Source organism: uncultured Acetobacterium sp. (assembly GCF_927416815.1).
In the GTDB taxonomy this organism is placed as follows: Bacteria; Bacillota; Clostridia; order Eubacteriales; family Eubacteriaceae; genus Acetobacterium.
Genome location: NZ_CAKMJU010000132.1, coordinates 1 through 18,460 on the forward strand (window position 1 = coordinate 1; position 18,460 = coordinate 18,460).

Genomic DNA, 18,460 nt, shown 5'->3' on the forward strand with positions numbered 1-18,460 from the left:
AGACAGATTCCTCCAGATTTTCCAGCCACTTCAAAAAACTAAAAAAGACGACCCGAGTCCCGAAGAACCCGAATCGTCTCTATTCTCTGTTTCTAAACCTTCCAGCTCAATAAGTTAAGTTGAATAAGTTAAGTGACAGGCTACTGTTTGTCTTCGTTTAGCTAACTACAATACCAGCTAGTGGAGCAGAAGCATAGTTTGAAAGTGTTGCTTTTACTCTTACTGAATAAGTATTAGCACCTGCGACAGTAATTACACCTGCACCATCAGAGGTTACAGTTGTCCATGTTGTACCATCAGTAGATACTTCATAATCAGTGGTGGCTACTCCACCAGTAATAGTAAATGAACCATCAGTTGTACCAGTTAAAACAGGTGTAGCAGCTCTAGCAGGAGCAGCTACTGTTGCTGATGCTACTGATGCGAATGCACTTGCAGTTGCTGTAGTTCTTACAGAGATAGCTTGTGCTGGTGTTAATGCTACACCCGCTCCTGTTCCTGTAGTCCAATCGCCTGCATCAATTTGGTATTCTTGTGTTGTGGCAACAACGCTTGATGTTTCAGTTGCGTTGTTGATAGTCAGAGCTGCTGGTGCTGCTGGTCGAGCTGCAACAACTAAAGTCTGTGTAGCACCTGGTACTGTAGTAGCTGTTTGCTTAACTCGGAAGTACATATCTGTACCTGGAGTTAATGCTACAGCTGCTCCTGTTCCATCAGTAGGAGTAGAGAATGCTGCGTTGTCATCATATTCTACAGTTGCAGGAACAGTTTGGGTAGTTTCTTCTGCAGTGTAGTTAATTGTGTATGTTGGTGCTGCAGCTTGTGTAATTGCTAATGTACCGTTAGTACCATCTTTGTCAGATGTTGTTGGTACATATAAGTTTTGGGTTTCAGCTGCGTCTTTAAGATCTTTAATATCTACTACGGAAGCCGCTTTAACAACAGTTGTTCCTGAAGTTAATGGTGTTCCTAAGTTAAGAACTAAAGTATCATTTGGAACAGTTGTCTGTGTAGCGGTTACAGAACTAATAGTATTAAGTGTACCACCAGACTGTACAGTAAAGTCATTAGCATATAAACCAAGGATAGTATCATCTAATGATTCTGAGAATACTACGTTAATCTGAGTTGTTGAACCATTAACTTTAGCGATTGATAATAATTCTGGTGCAATTAAATCTTCGTAAACAACCTGTCCTGGGATAGCCACGATTGGTGTACCATAAACGTTGGTTGAGGTTTCTGTAGCTGTTGCAAGTGTTGCTCCAACACCAGCAGCTTTAATTGCAGCCATTTTGCCTGCATTTGTGAATTCAAGAACTACTTTTTTACCTGACATATAAGCTGCATCAGCTTGTTGACCGGCAACAGTAAAGTCGGTTCTTACCAAAGTTGTAATTGCTTGATCCATTGAGAACTCAGCAGTTACTTTGCTTGAAGTAGCAGTTAATTTAAAGCTTTCTGCTACATAAGCAGGTCCTGTTGCTGTGTTAGGAGCTGTGATTGACAGTAAGCCTGTAGAGATATTCTGTAATACATTTCCACCAGCGTCTTTAACGTTTGATGTATTTAATAGAATTACTGAATATTGAGTAGTAGCGGTACCATTTACAACATATGATGTTGGGAATGTGATTTCTACTGATTTGTTATCAGCTCCGGCTACAAGAGTTGTACCTGATGGTAAGTTTCTAGTAACAGCTGGAGTTGCATTATCTTGATATTGGTAGTTAGCTGCGTTTGTGATAGTGCTAGCATCCATAGCTTCTGAGAAGTTTACGGCTACTTTTGTAGTAGAACCAGCTACTTCAATTCTAGATAATACTGTAGGTGCTACATCATCAATTCCGCTGAATGATGTTGTATAAGGATCCATAACATTAGGAACCTTAGCTAAGTCAACAACATTTTTAATTGTTAATGAGTAGTTAGATCCTACTAAAGGAGTTGTAAAGTTAATGTCATAGGTATCAGCTGAAGTCGTTGTTGCGATTGCATAATTTGTGTTAGAGATTGTCAAACCAGACGAATCTTTTACCACATAATTTGCTTTGTTTGTTGCGTAAGCAGAATTTACATCTTCACTGAATTTAACTCGTACTTGAGAATTAGTGATTGATGAAACACTGGTTACGGTTGGTTTAGTTGTATCCGTTGTCGCAGTAAAGGCTACTCGTGTATCAGCAGTAGCGTTTAATAAGTTACCATAGCTATCAGCCACAGTATTTTTTACTACAGTTAAAGTGTTAGCACCAGCAGAAACATTTGCAATACTAGCTAGTTTAACAACTGTATCGCCTGTGCCACTCTTGAATGTTCCAACTGTTGATAAAGTTACATCATTAACTTTATAGTTAGCTGCAGTCAAAGCACTTGTAGCCATTGCTCTGTCATATGTTACGTAAATAGTACCATTATCCTGGCCTGTTACGCTTACAATGGTAGGAGCATTAACAACACTTGCAATTGTAAAGCTATTTGCTTGTTCAACTAATGCAAAACCTGCTGCATCTTTAAGGTTGGTTCCATCGCTTGCTAATGTAGTAAGTGAATATGTACCAGCGTTTATTGCTGTTGCAAAGTCAAGAACAAGTTTGTTTGAGTAATTTGATGCTGTCAAGTTCTGCGCTGTTGCAGAAGAGAAACCATAGTTGGTTAAATATTGACCATCAATTTTAAATTTGCTACCAGCAGCTGTTACAAAACCTGGGTTCATAAATACTGGTTCTGAGAATACTACTGTAAGTTGTTTATTTCCTGTAACAGTAATAGATGATACTGTTGGCACTACTGTGTCAGAGAATGTCAAAGTTGTTTCATAAGTAGGTACTGTCTGAGTTGAGCTTCCGCCAAAGATCATATTTCCTTTTACTTTAAATGCAGCTTTAGCAAATTGTACTTGAGCTGTATTTAAATTAATTAAAACTGTTTTCTTATCAGACTGTAATTCTGCTTTATCAGATGCTGTTAAATCAACTCCAGCTAACACATAGTTAGTGATAGTTTCAGCAGAAGTTTTGTCAACTTCTCCAGCAAATGTTACTTTTACCTGATTAAGGTTAATAGCACTTACCGATTCAACCTTAAGCACTTTAACCAAGTTAGCTTGAGCTGCTGTAATAGCTGCTGTCGCTTCATCAACTTCTGTCTGTGTATTATCGACAGTAACAACATTAGCATCTACTACTGCTTTGTATGTTGTCCATGAAGCTGCTGTATAATCAGCTTGTTTTACTGCTGCTAAAGCTGCTTCATAAGCAGTTAAATCAGCTTCAGTCTGTACGATCTTAATCTCAAGCGCTTCTAATCGTAAACCAGAACCAGTGGTTCCTAACTGATCGCCATCAGCATACCATGCGGTATCGCCAATGTTTTGAACGTGTCCACGGTACTCTACTGAATAACCTTCAGCAACTTCGCCTTCATCGTCCACTAAAGCAATCTCAATCGCTTCGATTCTCAGGCCTTCGCCTTCAGTTCCAGCCATTGCACCGTCATTTACAAAGCCCATCCAGCCTTTGTTTTGAACATGTACTTGGTATTCGATGTTAAGTCCTTCTGGAGCATCGTCTGCTAATTTAATCCAGAATGCTTCAAGTCTTAGGCCTTCGCCTACGGTTCCTAATCGGTCAGGTCCTTGAATCCAAGTACCATCCAATGGAAAGTCACCCTTGTTTTCTACGTGACCACGGTACTCAACGCCTACATCAGATGTTTCAGTTGCTTTGACGCCGAATAATCCTAAAAACGAATCCCAAGCCGATACTTTTTCATTGGCTGCGAATACGCTTGAGGAAAATACCATGGAAAGCATTAACAATGTTGTTAAAATGCTAACTGTAATCTTCTTCATACTTTGTTTCCTCCGTTGTTAAATTTTGGTTTTTTATCCGGAACCCCCAGCAAAAACTATTACATTAATCGCCTGGAAATTCCAGAGCTTAATCATGCTCCTTATTTATGTTCTTGATTTACCTTCAACCGCCCCTCTTTCCTCCTTCCTAATATTAAGTTACGCATACCATCCTCCCCTTAAGAAAAGTCTGATCTGCCGATACAGTGAAACGGTAAACCGAGAAAGAGCGTTCTTGTATGATTTTACACCTTCTTCTGATCTTTTGCAATAAATATCGTTGTCAATTTGAATAAAAATCGGGATTTTAACATTTTTGAAATCCTAAAAACTGGTTTTGTCTCATATCTTTGACATATTCTAATCTTTTAGAATAACACGATCGCCAATACTTTCAATTGTGGCCATAGCAAGTGCCGATTTTCGGATAAATGAGGCTTAGTCATGCATGTGACGACCGCGATCAGCTCCCTTCTATCATATACCTTAATATACCTAGCTAAACTACTACATACCACCAATAGACCTTTTTAAACAGAAATTTTGGTACTACAACTGATTAACGTTTGGGGCGGCGGTTTTATTGCATCGGATTTTTATTTTTTTATTTTTATTTTTTTATTTTTACTTTTTTATCGAGTGGCTCGGGCATGACTTGGGGACATTGCGCCTTTTATCGCTTTTTGTTTATTACTGCCTGGCTCGGACATGACATGGGGACATTTCGCCTTTCATCCCTGGCGGGCTGACAGGCGTAACGTCCCCAAGTCATGCCCTACTTGATGTCTTCTTCCGGTTGATCCGGTTCTTTTGGCTCTGTTAGGTTGCTTTCAGCAAGGGGCTTTTTCTCGGCGTCAAGGGCTTCGGTTTCTTTTTCGGTGTCTTTTTCCGGCGGGGTTACTTCGGTCACTGGCGGTTCAGTTGGCGGGCTGGGTGGAACGACCGTAACGGCTGGTGTGACAATCGGAGCCGGGCTAGTGGCCTGCGTTCCCTTGGTTTGACTGTTCGATTCTGACGGCGTTTCTGATAGCGTTTCTGGTATTGTTTCAGTTGCCGGCGGGGTCACCGCTGGGCTTCCCTCATTTGGCGTGGTCGGCTTGCTGAGATCCTTGGTTTCTTTAGTGGGTTCATCGCTTTTGATCACCTTGCTGAGATCAACTGATTTTTCTTTAGAAACTTCAATCAGATCAGTCAGCGACATGGCTGCCAGGGCATCCATTTTCAGCGAGCTGTCGGCAATCACCAGTTCCTTCATGACATTAAACTTACCGGTCGAGACATTATATTGTCCGGCCTCGGTCAGTGCCTGGCTATCTGGGCTGACGGTTTGACTGACGACGGTGGCCGAAATATTTTCAGCGGTGGCGCTGTCCTTAATCACCTGATTTAAGGACGTGGCCAGATCATCGGCCTTGGCTGTGCTCTTATTTTCGACTGTCACCATCACCACACTTTTGCTGTCATCGAGATAACCGTTTTTGATCATCGCGGTGATGATCACCCCCACCGACGCTTCAAGGTTGCTCTGATCGAGGTCTTCTGCGTCTAGCAATGTCTGAACATTCTGATCATAGGCTTTGACCGTTAAGATCTGCCGCTGCTTGTTGGTAACAATCTCAACACTCTGCTTGGCATCCAGAGCGATAATGCTTTCCGGCGATTTAAACTGGCCAAACCAGGTGGTCACACAGACTAGCATCACCAGCGCGCCGGCAAAGGCGATCGAAAAGGGCTTGAAAGACCGCGCCATTTTGCCATTCTTTTTAGTCGAGGGGGCCTGTTGGCGGGTGATTGTGTCGTGTTCAGTCATTTTGATCACCGGGATGGCAGCCAGCTTTTCAAAATCCAGGCCGGGCGCCTGGCTGATGCTGCGCTTGAGGGAGGCTTCAATATTTAGTTTTTTATGATGACTCATTTAATCACCTCCTGTTCGGTGAGATGTTTTTTCAATTTTTTTAAGCCGCGATGGTATTTGGATAAAACCGTCGATAGGTTCATCTCAAGGCTCTTGGCAATTTCCCGGTGGGTAAAGCCAGAAATGGCGTGTAAAAGAATAATTTGGGTTTCTTCATTGTTTAAAATTTTCAGAGCCGTTTGCAGCACCAATCGGTCTTCCTTGTCACTGACATAGGAGAAATTTAGATCGTTTTCTAAATCGGTCAGTGTGAGGCTGTCGTTTTTTTGTTTGCTGCGGATCTTGCTAATGGCCAGATTCCGGGCGATGGTAAAGACCCAGGCCATCGGTTTGCCCATTGGCTGATAAAGATGGGCGGCCGCTCGGATCTTTAGGTAGGTGTCCTGAACGACATCCAGGGCATCGTCATGGTTTTTTAAGGTTGACAAGACAAAGGCGTAGACGGTGCGTTCGGTCAGGCGGTAAAATTCTTCGAAGGCGGCCATATCATTATCGGCAATTCGGGTGAAGATGGCTTCATCGATATTTAGTTTTTGTTTTTCTTCATTGCCGGTCTCAGCTGCTACCACCATAGCAAGGAATAGTTTCATCAGGTAACCCCCAACATTATATTAACGTTCTAAAATCACGTTTTATTGCATTATTTTTAAAATTTTTTTATGACCTGCTTATTATCATCGATAAATGGCGAAAAAGCAAGATGTGGCAGCTTGTGTGCCAGCTTTTTTTATCTTAATCGTTTTCTGCCTTGACATTCTTTTTTATGCTTCTTTAAAGGATAAGCGTATTATAACACAGGTTGATCTTTAGTTTGAATTATTATCGTTACTTTAAGGAAGGTTTTGGGTGAGGCACAGGGGTGAATTTTTATCCCAGGGCTATCACGGTTTATAGGTGACTTTTTTTTCTCCGCGTGATAGAATGTATCTATTATGGGAATAAAGAGATTAGACTTTTAAAATGCACACGATAACAACCCACAATTACAAACAAAGCTTCGTGTTTGAAGGATGACTTGGGATGATTTTTTATGAAGGAGTATTATAATGGAGAAAAATTTAAGCTTCACCGTCGATGAACTCATTGATTTAAATGTCTTGCAGCAGTTTCAGGATAGTTTTGCTAAGGCGCTGGGGATGGCCAGCGTTTCGGTGGACAATATTAAGGGTACCATTACTGAACCCAGTAATTTTACCGATTTTTGCATGAAATACACCCGCGGCTCGGCCGAGGGCAACAAGCGCTGTATTGCCTGTGATATTGATGGCGGAAAAAAATCCGGAAACACTGGTAAGCCGGCGGTTTATTCCTGCCATGCCGGACTGGTCGATTTCGCTGCCCCGATTGTCGTCGATGGCCAGCAGATTGGCGCCATCCTCGGTGGTCAGGTACTCGATGCGCCCCCGGATGAGGATAAGTTTCGCCGCATTGCCCGGGAGATCGGGGTCGATGAAGAAGAATACATTGCCGCCCTCCGTAAGATAACGATTGTGCCGCGGGAAAAAATTAATGCGGCGGCTGATATGCTTTACGTTTTTGCCAATTCAATTTCTAAAATGGGCCATCACAACCGCTTACTGGTTCACGAAACTGAAAAATTCCAGGATATTTCTGAAAATATGTTCGAAAATATCCGTTCGGTTACCGATGTCGTCAATAATTTCTCAGTGCAGATTGAGTCGCTGATTAAGGCCTCGGATGAGCTGCTGGAATCCTCGACCATTTCGAAGAACAAGGTTAAGGAAACCGATTCGATTCTTAAGTTTATTCGCGATGTTGCCACCCAAACCAATCTATTAGGACTCAATGCAGCGATTGAAGCCACCCGCGCCGGTGAATTTGGCCGCGGCTTTAATGTTGTTGCCGATGAGGTCCGGAAACTGGCGGTAATGAGTGTCGATTCCGCTAAGAAAATCGAGAGTATCCTCGACAGCATTGTTGTCAGTATGAACTCAGTCGAATCTCAGGCGGCTAAATCCTACAAGATCATTGGCGAGCATCAGGCGGCCATGGGCGAAATTAATGAAAAGCTCAGTTTGCTTAATGAGATATCCGATAAGCTCAAGGTTGAGGTTAAGAATTTGCAGAATAGTTTGTATTAGAATAGTTAGTACTAGATAAGAGGCGGGGGAACCCGCCTTTTTTTGCTTTTTGGCATCTTTTTTTGTTAGCTTCCATTATATTGGTGTGACACTTTTTTAGTGTGACACCATTTTTATTTAGAAAGGAGGACGTGTATGTGATGAAGACGATTTTAGATCTGCTACCACGGTGTTTCGCGGTTTTGGGCTCTCTGCTGGGCTTTCTTTTGGGCGGCTTTGACGGCTATTTGTATAGCCTGCTGGGGCTGCTGGTGATTGATTATCTGAGTGGGCTGGCGCTGGCAGCCGCGCGGCGGCAGGTGTCGAGCCAAATTGGCTTTGTTGGGATTATCAAAAAAATGCTTGTTTTGATGATGGTGGCAATGGCTCATTTGCTGGATGTTAACCTGCTCGGTGGCGGGGCGGCGCTGCGAACGGCGGTGATTTTCTTTTATGCGGCCAATGAGGGGATCAGTATTACCGAGAACCTGGCGGCGCTGGGCTTTCCGATGCCGGAACAGGTCAAAGGGGTGCTTAGGCAGTTGCGGGAAGATTGAGCTGCCGGGTGGCCCGGGTATGACACGGGGGCGCGCTATGATACTAAACCGATTGGCTCGGGCATGACATGGGGACATTTCATGCCCTACCTGTCCCCGATTCATGCCTACCTATCGCCATTTCATAGCCTAGCTAAATTTTCGAAAATTCATTTGGCACCTTTTTGCCGGATCTTCCATTTATTGGTATACCAGATGAAAGGAGGTAGAAAAAATGCCAGTAACGACAGATTTTATCAGTAACAAACTGCAGGTTCGATCCAATCATGGGATCGTCGATGGTAAGGAAGTGATTAAGTCGCGGACTTATTCCAACCTGAAAGAGACAGCAGCGGATGATGATCTTTATGCTGTGGCTGAGGCGCTTTCCGATTTGCAGGTTCCTGCGATGGAAGAAGTACTCAAAATTGAGACCAGTCTCTTGATTCCCGGTGTCTAGGACAGCGGCTATCTTCTAAAAATATAATGAAAGGAGGTCTTACCTATGGCAGAAATTAAAGCAAGAATGGTCTTTGCTCGGGCGGATGGTAAAAACGCCACCATTACCGTATCGGATGCTGATCCGGCGGTGACGGAGACACAGATGAACGCGGCAATGGATAGTATCCTGACCCGGAATGTCTTTGCACCGGATAATAGCGACCTGGTAAAGAAGGTCAGTGGCAAACTGATTTCCACCACGACCAATGATTTTGAGATGACGGTTTAGGGGCTTGGCGGGGGGTGACCCCCGCCTTTTTCATGCCCTACCTCGTGCTTTTTAAACATTTGTTCTTTTAGGCTTGAAATTTAAAGTGGAATGCGTTATAATAAAAAAGAACTAACGTTCTATCTAATTGAAAGAGGTGACAATGTGGATAATAATGAAATGATTCTTTTGGTTCGGGGTGCCAGAGCGCGGGATACTGAGTGCCAACTGGCTTTAATTGAGGGCTTTCGGCCTTTGATGCTGGCAATGATTCGTCGTTATATTTATGAAGTGGATGCAGTTGATGACTATTTGAGTGAGGGGGCGATTGTGCTGCTTAATGCGGTGCAGACCTTTAATGAAGATCTGGGGGTTCCTTTTTCCGGCTATTTGAAAAAAGAATTGTTCTATTATTTTGTCAATGTCGCCAAGCTTCATCAAAATTTATACTCCCTTGATAGTGGCTCCTCTGAAGGTGAAAGCTTTTCGCTGCTGGATAGCCTGGCTGACGCCGCCGACATTGAGGGCGATTATATTAAGGCTTCCGACCTCTCGGCCTTGCAGGTCTATCTGCCCCGCCTGCGGGAGCGACAGCGCTGGATTATCGAGGAGCATTACTTTAAAAGACGCAGCTTTCGCGAGATTGCTGACAGTATTGGGGTCAGTGCCAACTCACTGGTCAAGCTCCATCGCCGCGCAATTGCCGATTTACGGACATATTTTGGGATGGAGCTGGCCAATTGACGGCTCTTGCCCTACCTTTTAAGATAATAAACTGAGTCGCCCGGGCATGACATGGGGACATTTCGCCTTTCATCCCTAGCGGGCTGACAGGCGTAACGTCCCCAATTCATGCCCTACTTTTTTAGGTCTTCGGCGATTTGGTTGAGTTTTTTTAGCCGATGATAGACGCCCGACTTTCCGACCGGGGGGTCGAGGCGCTCACCTAACTCTTTGATGCTGGCATCGGGGTAGTTGAGGCGGAGTTCGGCGATGTCATAGAGATTTCGGGGTAGATTTTTAAGGCCATAGCGGTCTTTAATCAGCATAATATCGGCGACCTGGTCGTAGGAGGCGGCAATCGTTTTGTTAAGATTGGCGGTTTCGCAATTGACCTGACGGTTGACATCATTACGCATTTCTTTGACAATCCGGATGTTTTCCATTTCCAGCAGTCCCCGATGGGCACCGATCACGCTGAGAAAATCGGCGACGCTGCTGCCTTCCTTTAAATAAAGGACCCAATGGGCTTTTCTGTGGATCAGGTTTGACTTGATCTCATAATGATCCAAAATGGTTTTAATGCTTTGCAGATAGGCGCATTGTTCATTGGTAACGGCGGGACTGCGTTCGCTTTTTTTATTGACCGGTGTTTTCTTGCCCACCAATTCCAAATGATAGGTTTTTTCCGGATTGGATACCGACCCGCATCCTAAAAACACCCCGCGGATATAGGCTTTTGTCTGATTTTGCTGCTTGATAAACGGCTCCGGTACCTGATTGGCAAAAAACGCCTGGCCGTTGGCATTGTAACTTAAAATCTGACAGTCTTCCAAGATTATTTTTGCCGTCCACGGTTGTTCAACCAGCACCCGGTAGGCTCGGTGTTCTTTGAATTTTCGGATTTTTTCGATCTTGATTTTTGGTTTAATCTGATAGAGAGATTTCATCAGCTGATAGCATCTGGCCGCCACCGCGGGGTTTTCGGTTTTGATACTGATGGTCATGGCGCCGGATTGCTCGATGTGGATGGTTCCCACCGCGCCAATCATGCCCGACAGTTCGGCCCGCTGACAAGCTTTGGAGCCGTAGGGAAGCTTGGAAAGATCTTTTTTTAAGATGGCTGAAAATGTCATGGCGGCTCCTTTCTTTCGGTGCGCGTTGCGGGCGAAGGTCTGACCCATTGGTCATCACGGATCGCCCCTAAAAGTTGACAGGCGCACAGGGAGGACGGTTCTTCTTTTGTGTCCTTCGGCTGTGGTGTTTTCATTATATACCGCAATACCTGGGCCTTTTTCTACTTAACGTAGGTTTCGAAGATCCGGCGGGCCAGCAGGTCGGCGTCGTGGCGGACATAGCCGTTTTCCATGACGACGTAATCGTCGAGGATATACTGGTATTCCTTTAGCGGGTTTTTGATTTCGACCACCTTGGATTCGCATTTTTGATACTTTTCTTCGATACTTTTGGGGAGATTGCCGGTATTGGCAACGACATAGTCAAAGAGTCGGCCTTCGGCCTGATCAAGATGGGCTTCGATCGCCCGGATATGATCTTCCTGGGTGTAGCCGTCGGTTTCTCCCGGTTGGGTCATGATATTGCAGATGTAAAAACGGCTGGCGCGACTGTCAAAGATCGCTCTGGCCACGTCCTTTATCAGCAGGTTGGGAATCACGCTGGTATAAAGGCTGCCTGGTCCGAGGACAATCATGTCGGCGTTTTTTATCGCTTCGATGGTTTCTGGCAGCGGTCGGATCTGATCTTGTTTTAAAAAAATTCGGGCAATCGGACACTGCTGTGCCAGCGCTGCTTTCGGAATGGCTGATTCCCCTTCGATGATTTCACCATTTTGCAGGGCTGCCATTAACACCATTTGAGCCAGGGTAACCGGCAACACTTCGCCTTTAATTTGGAGGACATCGGAGGTCCGCCGGACGGCATCATAAAAATCCTGGCTGATCCCATTCATGGCCGCCAGAAAGAGATTGCCAAAGCTCTGCCCTTCCATGCAGCCGCCGGGAAAGCGATAGTTAAACAGCTCCTGCATAACGTTTTCGTCGTCGGCCAGCGCCAGGATACAGCTTCTGATATCGCCGGGGGGGAGGATCCCGAGGTCTTCGCGCAGTTGTCCTGAACCACCACCGTCATCACCAACGGTGACGATCGCGGTGAGATTATTGGTGTATTTTTTTAGTCCCCGGAGAATCACTGATAAACCGGTGCCACCGCCAATCGCGACGACCTTGGGGTTTCTTACTTTGACAATGTCTTTCAAGGTAAACTCCCTTATATATTCTTTCATATCCATGTGATCACTTCCTTTTTGTTCTTACTGATCGGCTCGGCTATGACATGGGGACGCGACGTCTTTCATCCCTACGGGCTGACATCCGTAACGTCCCAAGTCATATCCTACCTCTAACGTCCCCTAATCTTAGTGGTCAAGACGGTTTCTTTTGATGTCGCGGTGTTTGAGGGTGGTTTCAAAGCCTTTATCTCTTAAGGCTTTGTTTAACAGCCAGGCAAAGGTCACCGAGCGGTGCTGGCCGCCGGTGCAGCCGATCGCGATTTCAACGGTATTTTTGGATACCTTGGCAAATTGGGGAATGACAAATTGGATTAAATCTTCCAGTTTATCATAAAAAACCTGGGCTTCCCGGAAGGACATCACGTAATCTCGGACCGGCTGATCTTCGCCGGTTAAATTTCTAAGCTCCTGTTTATAGAAGGGATTAGGCAAAAAGCGGACATCAAAGACAAAATCTGCCCCCATGGGACTGGCATATTTAAAACCAAAGGAATAGATTTTGACCTTTGGTCGGGTGTGATCACGATCTGCTTTTGCTACCTTTAACAATTGTTGCCGCAGTTCTTTGACCTTAATATCGGAGGTATCAATGACCTCATCGGCTATTTCTCTGAAATGTTCGAGGCTTCTGCGTTCCTGCTGGATGGCTTCGATTAGATTGCTGGTCGAATCAGTCAGCGGATGATCCCGCCGGGTTTCCTGATAGCGGGATACCAGTATATCGTCTCTGGCATCTAGAAAGATCAGCCGAATATCATCTTTGGCGGCCTTGTATTCGGCCAGCAGCGTATCTTTACCCTCTAAGAAGACATCACCCCGGACATCAGTGACGAGGGCAATTTTTTCAATTTCAGTGGCCGATTGTTGACACAGGTTAATAAAGGTCACAATCAGTTGCGGCGGGATATTGTCGACACAAAAATAGCCCAGATCTTCAAGGATCTGAATGGCCTGGGATTTTCCTGCTCCGGACATGCCGGTGATGATGATGGTTTTCATGGAGTCTCCTTATTCGGTGATGTTGATGATGCGGCTAATTGGGATGCCGGCGGCTTTGATGATCTCCGGGGCGTTTCTTAGATCGCCCAGGGCGACAATACTGTGGGCATCGCTGTTGATGGCAAAGTCGACCGGGTACTGACTGGCGATTTTTATTTCAGCGGCGCTTAGGTGGCCGTGGCGGGGGTTGATTTCCAGAATGACCTGATGTTTTGCGGCGGCTTTAGCGACGGCTTCGATATCGATCGGCATTTTGTCGCCGGGATGGGTAATCAGCTTGATCTGATAGCGCTCCATCATTTTGATATAGGCCCGGGTGTTCATCCCGATGACTGCTTTTCTTAAAAAGGGCAGCAGCAGGGCGGCGTAATTGGGCAGCGCAAAGACAAAAATATCTTTAATACTGGCGGGAATATAACCATAGTGATAGCCAACTGAGATCCAGTCGCAATATTTCTTTTCTTCATCACCGATGTCAATGCTGCCATCAGCTCCGGTCAGGTTGGATTCGACTGAGAGGTAGATATCAATGTCGTCATATTTTTGATTGAGGGCATCAATTTCAGCCCGCATTTTAGCAAAGTTTTTTTTTCGGACGCCAAACATCGGATGGCTCCGGCCATGGTCGGAAATGGTAATCGCCTCCAGGCCGATTTTGCGAGCCTGCTCAACCATCTCAGCAATGGTATTTTTGCCATGGCTATAGGTTGTGTGGGTGTGCATGTCATGTTTTATTTTCATGGTTTTCCTTATTTTTAAGTCTCTCTTGATCACTTCTTTTCATAAATGCAAAGCCCTTCTGATTTTGCTGATTCATAAAGGGTTGGATTTCTTTTTAATTCTTCGGCATCGAAAAAATCAACTTCTTTATGTAGCGCTTCTCTTAAATCATACAAGATTCCGCACAGCTCGAAAAACGGTTTTTTCTGATCAAACTCTGCATAAATATCAATGTCACTTTTTTCCGTTTCCTTTCCTTTGGCGTAAGAGCCGAAAAGAAAGGCGCGCCTGACATCATTTTCTAAAAATATTTTTCGTGTTTTTCTACCAATCTGTTCAGGTGTATATTCTGGCTTCATTAAAATCCTCCTTTGAACGAGGTTTAGCTACTGCACTCCAACACCGCAAAAGGGATGGTTCGCCTTATAACGCTATTGATTACTGATCGACTCGGTTATGACATGGGGACATTTCGCCTTTCATCCCTAGCGGGCTGACAGACGTAACGTCCCCAAGTCATACCCTACCCTTTTCATACCCTGTCTATTCGTTGCCGATGACGATGACTTCGGTTTTTAAATCAACGCCAAATTTTTCTTTGACGCCAGCTTGAATGGCGCCGATCAGGTTTAAAATATCAGCAGCGGTGGCACCGCCTTTGTTGATCACAAAGCCGCTGTGTTTTTCGGACACCTGGGCGCCGCCAATCGAAAAACCGCCAAAACCGGCGTCTTGAATCAATTTGCCGGCATAGTAACCCTCCGGGCGGCGAAAGGTGCTGCCGGCACTGGGGTATTCGAGCGGTTGTTTGGCCTGCCTTTGGGCATTTAAGTCGCGCATTTTTTCTTCAATGGCCTGATAATCGCCGTTTTTAAGGGCGATTTCGACGCTGACCAGCACCCAGTGGTGGGCTTGAAGGATACTGGTCCGGTAGGAAAAATTGCATTGGTCGCCGGGGATTGTTTTAAGATGACCATCTTCGGTGATGACGGTGATGCTCTTAATGACCCCTTTCATTTCGCCGTCGTAGGCACCGGCGTTCATGGTGACGGCACCGCCCAGGCTACCGGGAATGCCGGAGGCAAATTCAAGGCCGGTCAGTCTTTCTTTAAGAGCGAACTTGGCCAGATCTTTTAAACTGATCCCTGGTTCGGCAATCAGGCTTTCGCCAACTGTTTTTACTTGGCTAAGGGCTTTGGTATTGATAATAATACCGCGATAGCCATTGTCACGGACGATCAGGTTGCTGCCATTGCCCATAATATAGACCGGCTTTTCTGACGCTTTGCAAATTTTTAGGGCAGCGCGTAATTGATCGCGGGACTGGGGCATTACAAAAAGGTCGGCCGGGCCACCGACTTGAAAAGATGTGTGGTTTTTCATCGGTTCATTTTCTTTTATATTTTCTGCTGCCATAACGGCTTTTAGTTTGGTGATTGTATTATTTATAAGATTCATCTGATTACTTCCTTTTATTGCTTGGATTCGCTATTGCTTAGATTAGCTTCATCATACCATTATTTTTTAAGCTTCGCCATAAAAAAAGACCCTAAAGGGGTCTTTTTAAGAATCTTTTATTCTATTCTGCGACGGCGCAGAGGCTGGCGATGCAGACTTTGGCGGCGCCGGCTTCGAGCAGGGTAGCGGCGGTTTCGGCTAGGGTGGCGCCGGTGGTGAGGACGTCATCGACTAGCAGGATGGTTTTGTTTTGGATGGTCTCGATCTGATCGACCGTAAAAGCGCCGGTGAGATTGGACAGCCGTTCTTCGCGACCCTGTCCGATCTGATGGGGGGTATCGCGGCTGCGAACCAGGATTTGAGTTGCCAGTAGCGGCGATATGGAAATATTCTGACTTAACCCTTGCAAAATACCCTCGGCGATCTTTTGACTCTGGTTATAGCCCCGTTCTTGGAGGCGGTTAGGGTGGAGGGGGATCGGGATGATAAAATCGACCGCCTTGATCCAATCAGATTGGGCGATTGCCTCCCCGATTTGCCGACCAACCCAGATGCCCAGGTGGGGGCGGTCTTTGAATTTAATGGCTGCAACCAGTTTTTTTCCGGCGTCTTGATAATTGAGATGGGCATAACCGCCTGAAAAAGGAAGGTTCAGTTTGGCGCAGGGAATACAGACATCCCGATCTGCGGCGAAGATCGGTCTTCCGCATCTGCGACAGGTGGGGTTATTGATGCGCGGGAGATCGTCTTCACATTGATGGCATAAAAAGCGGTTCGTCACAAAAAGCACCTTACCGCAGATGGGGCAGGTTCCGTTTTTGAGAAAGAGGTTGTTTTCGAGGAAGGTCAACAGGGTTTGTTTCAGATTCATGGTTACCTCATTTGGGGCGAAGACGGATCGCCCCTTGGGATGATTTATTATTTATTTTATAAAATATTACACCATTGGGTGTTTGATGTAATTGATGATCCGGGCGCAGAGGGCGGTTTGGCGGTTTTGGGATTCGGTCGATTTGATCATTTGCCGGAAGACGTACTGGTTGCCGATTAAGATCAGCAGCTTTTTGGCACGGGTAACGGCGGTGTAAAGCAGCTTGCGGTTTAAAAACAGTGGCGGGCCGGCGACGATCGGCATGACCACGACCGGGAACTCGCTGCCCTGGCTTTTGTGGACTGTCATCGCATAGGCGTGGGTGATCTCGTCCATCTGGTCAAAGTCGTAGGTGACCTCCTTACCGTCGTTAAAGAGAATCACAAAGGCTTTGTCGCGGCTGCTGATGCTTTTAAGAATCCCGATATCGCCGTTGTAGATGCCTTGACCCTGTTCGGTGGTCAGGGTGTCCTGCCACTTGATCCGATAGTTATTTTTAATCTGCATGACCTTATCGCCTTCCCGGTAGATGACCATCCCAAACTCCCGCTGGGGGCGATCTTGGTGGGGCGGATTAAGGACTGCCTGGATTTCGCGATTGAGGTTGATTACTCCGACCTTGCCGTTTTTCATCGGCGAGATGACCTGGATATCATGGATACTATCAAAGCCCTTGGCTCTCGGCAGCCGGTTTGTGACCAGTTCTAAAATATCACGGAGCAGCTTATCGCCATCGTTTTTGTTAAGAAATAAAAAATCAGACGCGTTATTAATGTCTGGCATTTGGCCGTGGTTGATTTCATAGGCGTTGACAGAGATCATACTTTCTTCGGATTGACGATAGATGCGATCGAGGCTCAGTACCTTAATGGCACCGCTTTCGATGATGTCTTTTAAGACATTGCCGGGGCCGACCGAAGGCAGCTGATCGGCATCGCCAACCAGGATCAGCCGGGTGCCGGGTTGGACGGCCATCAGCAGCGAGTCCATCAGCAGGATATCAATCATCGAGGATTCATCGACGATGATCGCATCGACATCGAGTTGATTGCTTTCGTCCCTGGAAAAGCTGGCAAAGTCATCGTCCTGGCTGTATTCATATTCTAACAGGCGATGAATGGTCTTGGCTTCGTTGCCGGTGGTTTCGGTGATCCGTTTGGCAGCCCGGCCGGTTGGGGCGGCCAGCACCGTTTTTAAGCCCAGAGCTTTAAAGATCCGGACGATCCCGTTGATGATGGTGGTTTTGCCGGTTCCCGGACCACCGGTGATAATGATCACACCGTTATCCATGGCGGCGGCAATCGCCTGGCCTTGTTTATTATCCAGGGTAATTGACATGTCGCGTTCGTAGTCTTTGATCTTTTCTTCGATGTTGACGTTGGCGATCTTATAGGTCATCTGGCTGATTCTGGCCATGGCCAGGGCGGTATTATCTTCGGCTTCGTAGAGGTTGCGGGGATAAAACACCACTTGATCATCGACTTCTTCCTGGATGATTTGTCCCATTAGCACCAGTTCACCTAATTGGGCATTGATCTCGTCTTCGGCGACTCCGAGGATTTTAGCAGCGGTTGCAATCAGCTCGGCTTCGGTCATATAGGTATTGCCACGGTTATAGCATTCCCCCAGTGAATAGTTGATTCCGGCCAGAATCCGACCGGGGCTATTGGCTTCAAAGCCCAGATGGTTGGCAATCTGGTCGGCAATTTTAAAGCCGATCCCACGGATATCTTCAATCATCTGATAGGGATTGTGAAGTAATACCGAAATGGTGTCAAACTTATAGGTTTTATAGAGCTTCATCGCCCAGTTGGCCGATATCCCATAGTCCTGGATCTGGATCATGATCTGCCGGACTTCGCGCTGTTCGTGGTAGACTTCTTTGATGGCAGCCAGGGTTTTCTTGCCGATCCCTTTGATTTCGGATAGCCGTTCGGGGTGATTATCGAGAATATCGAGGGTCTCTTCACCAAAGCGGGCGACGATCGCCTTGGCGGTTTTTTCGCCGATCCCGGGCAAAATGCCTGAGGATAGATAGCGGGTGATGCCTTCGGTTGAAGTGGGGATTTCCATGGCGTAGGTTTCCATGGTGAACTGATCGCCATAGTTTTTATGCTCGGTCCAGTAGCCAGTCAGTTTGAGGTATTCGCCATGATTCAGTTCGTCAAAGTTTCCCACTACGGTGACCAGATCGCCGTCGATGTCGAAATGTGCGACGGTGTAGCCGTTGCTGGTGTTTCTAAAGACGATGTGCTCCACCGTGCCCTTAATGCTTTCCATTGTTTGCTCC

16 protein-coding genes are annotated in these 18,460 nt (G+C 46.0%); 5 read left to right on the plus strand and 11 right to left on the minus strand.

Annotated features, from left to right (window positions below):
* Positions 1-157 precede the first annotated feature (157 nt).
* The 3 genes from QZ998_RS15785 to QZ998_RS15795 all read right to left on the minus strand — a co-directional run bounded on the left by QZ998_RS15785 (position 158) and on the right by QZ998_RS15795 (position 6,358).
* On the minus strand, positions 158-3,853 hold the full coding sequence (locus QZ998_RS15785) for a hypothetical protein (protein ID WP_296561792.1): 3,696 nt from the start codon (positions 3,851-3,853) through the stop codon (positions 158-160).
* A 775-nt stretch (positions 3,854-4,628) separates the two neighbouring features.
* A complete protein-coding gene (locus QZ998_RS15790; RefSeq protein ID WP_296561793.1) occupies positions 4,629-5,768 on the minus strand; it encodes a hypothetical protein in 1,140 nt (379 codons plus the stop codon).
* On the minus strand, positions 5,765-6,358 hold the full coding sequence (locus tag QZ998_RS15795) for an RNA polymerase sigma factor (protein ID WP_296561794.1): 594 nt from the start codon (positions 6,356-6,358) through the stop codon (positions 5,765-5,767). Before QZ998_RS15795 ends, QZ998_RS15790 begins: the two co-directional genes overlap by 4 nt.
* Before the next feature lie 456 nt (positions 6,359-6,814).
* On the opposite strand from QZ998_RS15795, the gene QZ998_RS15800 reads away from it, so the two are divergent.
* The 5 genes from QZ998_RS15800 to QZ998_RS15820 all read left to right on the plus strand — a co-directional run bounded on the left by QZ998_RS15800 (position 6,815) and on the right by QZ998_RS15820 (position 9,838).
* Entirely contained in the window at positions 6,815-7,870 is a 1,056-nt protein-coding gene (locus tag QZ998_RS15800) for a PocR ligand-binding domain-containing protein (RefSeq protein WP_296561795.1), read from the plus strand.
* Between the two features lie 140 nt (positions 7,871-8,010).
* Positions 8,011-8,406 carry a phage holin family protein gene (locus QZ998_RS15805; protein WP_296561796.1) on the plus strand — a complete coding sequence of 132 codons (396 nt, stop codon included), beginning with the start codon at positions 8,011-8,013 and terminating at the stop codon, positions 8,404-8,406.
* A 214-nt stretch (positions 8,407-8,620) separates the two neighbouring features.
* Entirely contained in the window at positions 8,621-8,845 is a 225-nt protein-coding gene (locus tag QZ998_RS15810) for a DUF1659 domain-containing protein (protein WP_296561797.1), read from the plus strand.
* Between the two features lie 45 nt (positions 8,846-8,890).
* Positions 8,891-9,115, plus strand: a complete 225-nt coding sequence (locus tag QZ998_RS15815; protein WP_296561798.1) for a DUF2922 domain-containing protein — start codon at positions 8,891-8,893, stop codon at positions 9,113-9,115.
* A 144-nt stretch (positions 9,116-9,259) separates the two neighbouring features.
* Positions 9,260-9,838, plus strand: a complete 579-nt coding sequence (locus QZ998_RS15820; protein WP_296561799.1) for a sigma-70 family RNA polymerase sigma factor — start codon at positions 9,260-9,262, stop codon at positions 9,836-9,838.
* Between the two features lie 113 nt (positions 9,839-9,951).
* Here the strand turns inward: QZ998_RS15820 and whiA are convergent, their stop codons facing one another.
* The 8 genes from whiA to QZ998_RS15860 all read right to left on the minus strand — a co-directional run bounded on the left by whiA (position 9,952) and on the right by QZ998_RS15860 (position 18,450).
* Positions 9,952-10,950 (minus strand): DNA-binding protein WhiA, encoded by a 999-nt coding sequence (whiA, locus tag QZ998_RS15825; protein ID WP_296561800.1) that lies wholly within the window; start codon positions 10,948-10,950, stop codon positions 9,952-9,954.
* A gap of 161 nt (positions 10,951-11,111) precedes the next feature.
* A complete protein-coding gene (locus QZ998_RS15830; protein ID WP_296561801.1) occupies positions 11,112-12,122 on the minus strand; it encodes a gluconeogenesis factor YvcK family protein in 1,011 nt (336 codons plus the stop codon).
* 126 nt (positions 12,123-12,248) lie between these two features.
* Positions 12,249-13,121, minus strand: coding sequence for an RNase adapter RapZ (gene rapZ / locus QZ998_RS15835; RefSeq protein WP_296561802.1), 873 nt, complete (start codon positions 13,119-13,121; stop codon positions 12,249-12,251).
* Positions 13,122-13,130: 9 nt separating this feature from the next.
* Positions 13,131-13,862: a PHP domain-containing protein gene (locus QZ998_RS15840; protein ID WP_296561803.1), complete on the minus strand. Its 732-nt coding sequence runs from the start codon at positions 13,860-13,862 to the stop codon at positions 13,131-13,133.
* A 29-nt stretch (positions 13,863-13,891) separates the two neighbouring features.
* Positions 13,892-14,200 carry a nucleotidyltransferase domain-containing protein gene (locus QZ998_RS15845; RefSeq protein WP_296561804.1) on the minus strand — a complete coding sequence of 103 codons (309 nt, stop codon included), beginning with the start codon at positions 14,198-14,200 and terminating at the stop codon, positions 13,892-13,894.
* 184 nt (positions 14,201-14,384) lie between these two features.
* Positions 14,385-15,299 carry a UDP-N-acetylmuramate dehydrogenase gene (gene murB, locus QZ998_RS15850; protein ID WP_296561805.1) on the minus strand — a complete coding sequence of 305 codons (915 nt, stop codon included), beginning with the start codon at positions 15,297-15,299 and terminating at the stop codon, positions 14,385-14,387.
* Between the two features lie 121 nt (positions 15,300-15,420).
* The gene (locus QZ998_RS15855) at positions 15,421-16,170 is read right to left on the minus strand and encodes a ComF family protein (RefSeq protein ID WP_296561806.1); all 750 of its coding nucleotides are present in this window, start codon (positions 16,168-16,170) and stop codon (positions 15,421-15,423) included.
* A 66-nt stretch (positions 16,171-16,236) separates the two neighbouring features.
* Positions 16,237-18,450, minus strand: coding sequence for an ATP-dependent RecD-like DNA helicase (locus tag QZ998_RS15860; protein ID WP_296561807.1), 2,214 nt, complete (start codon positions 18,448-18,450; stop codon positions 16,237-16,239).
* Between the last annotated feature and the right edge of the window lie 10 nt (positions 18,451-18,460).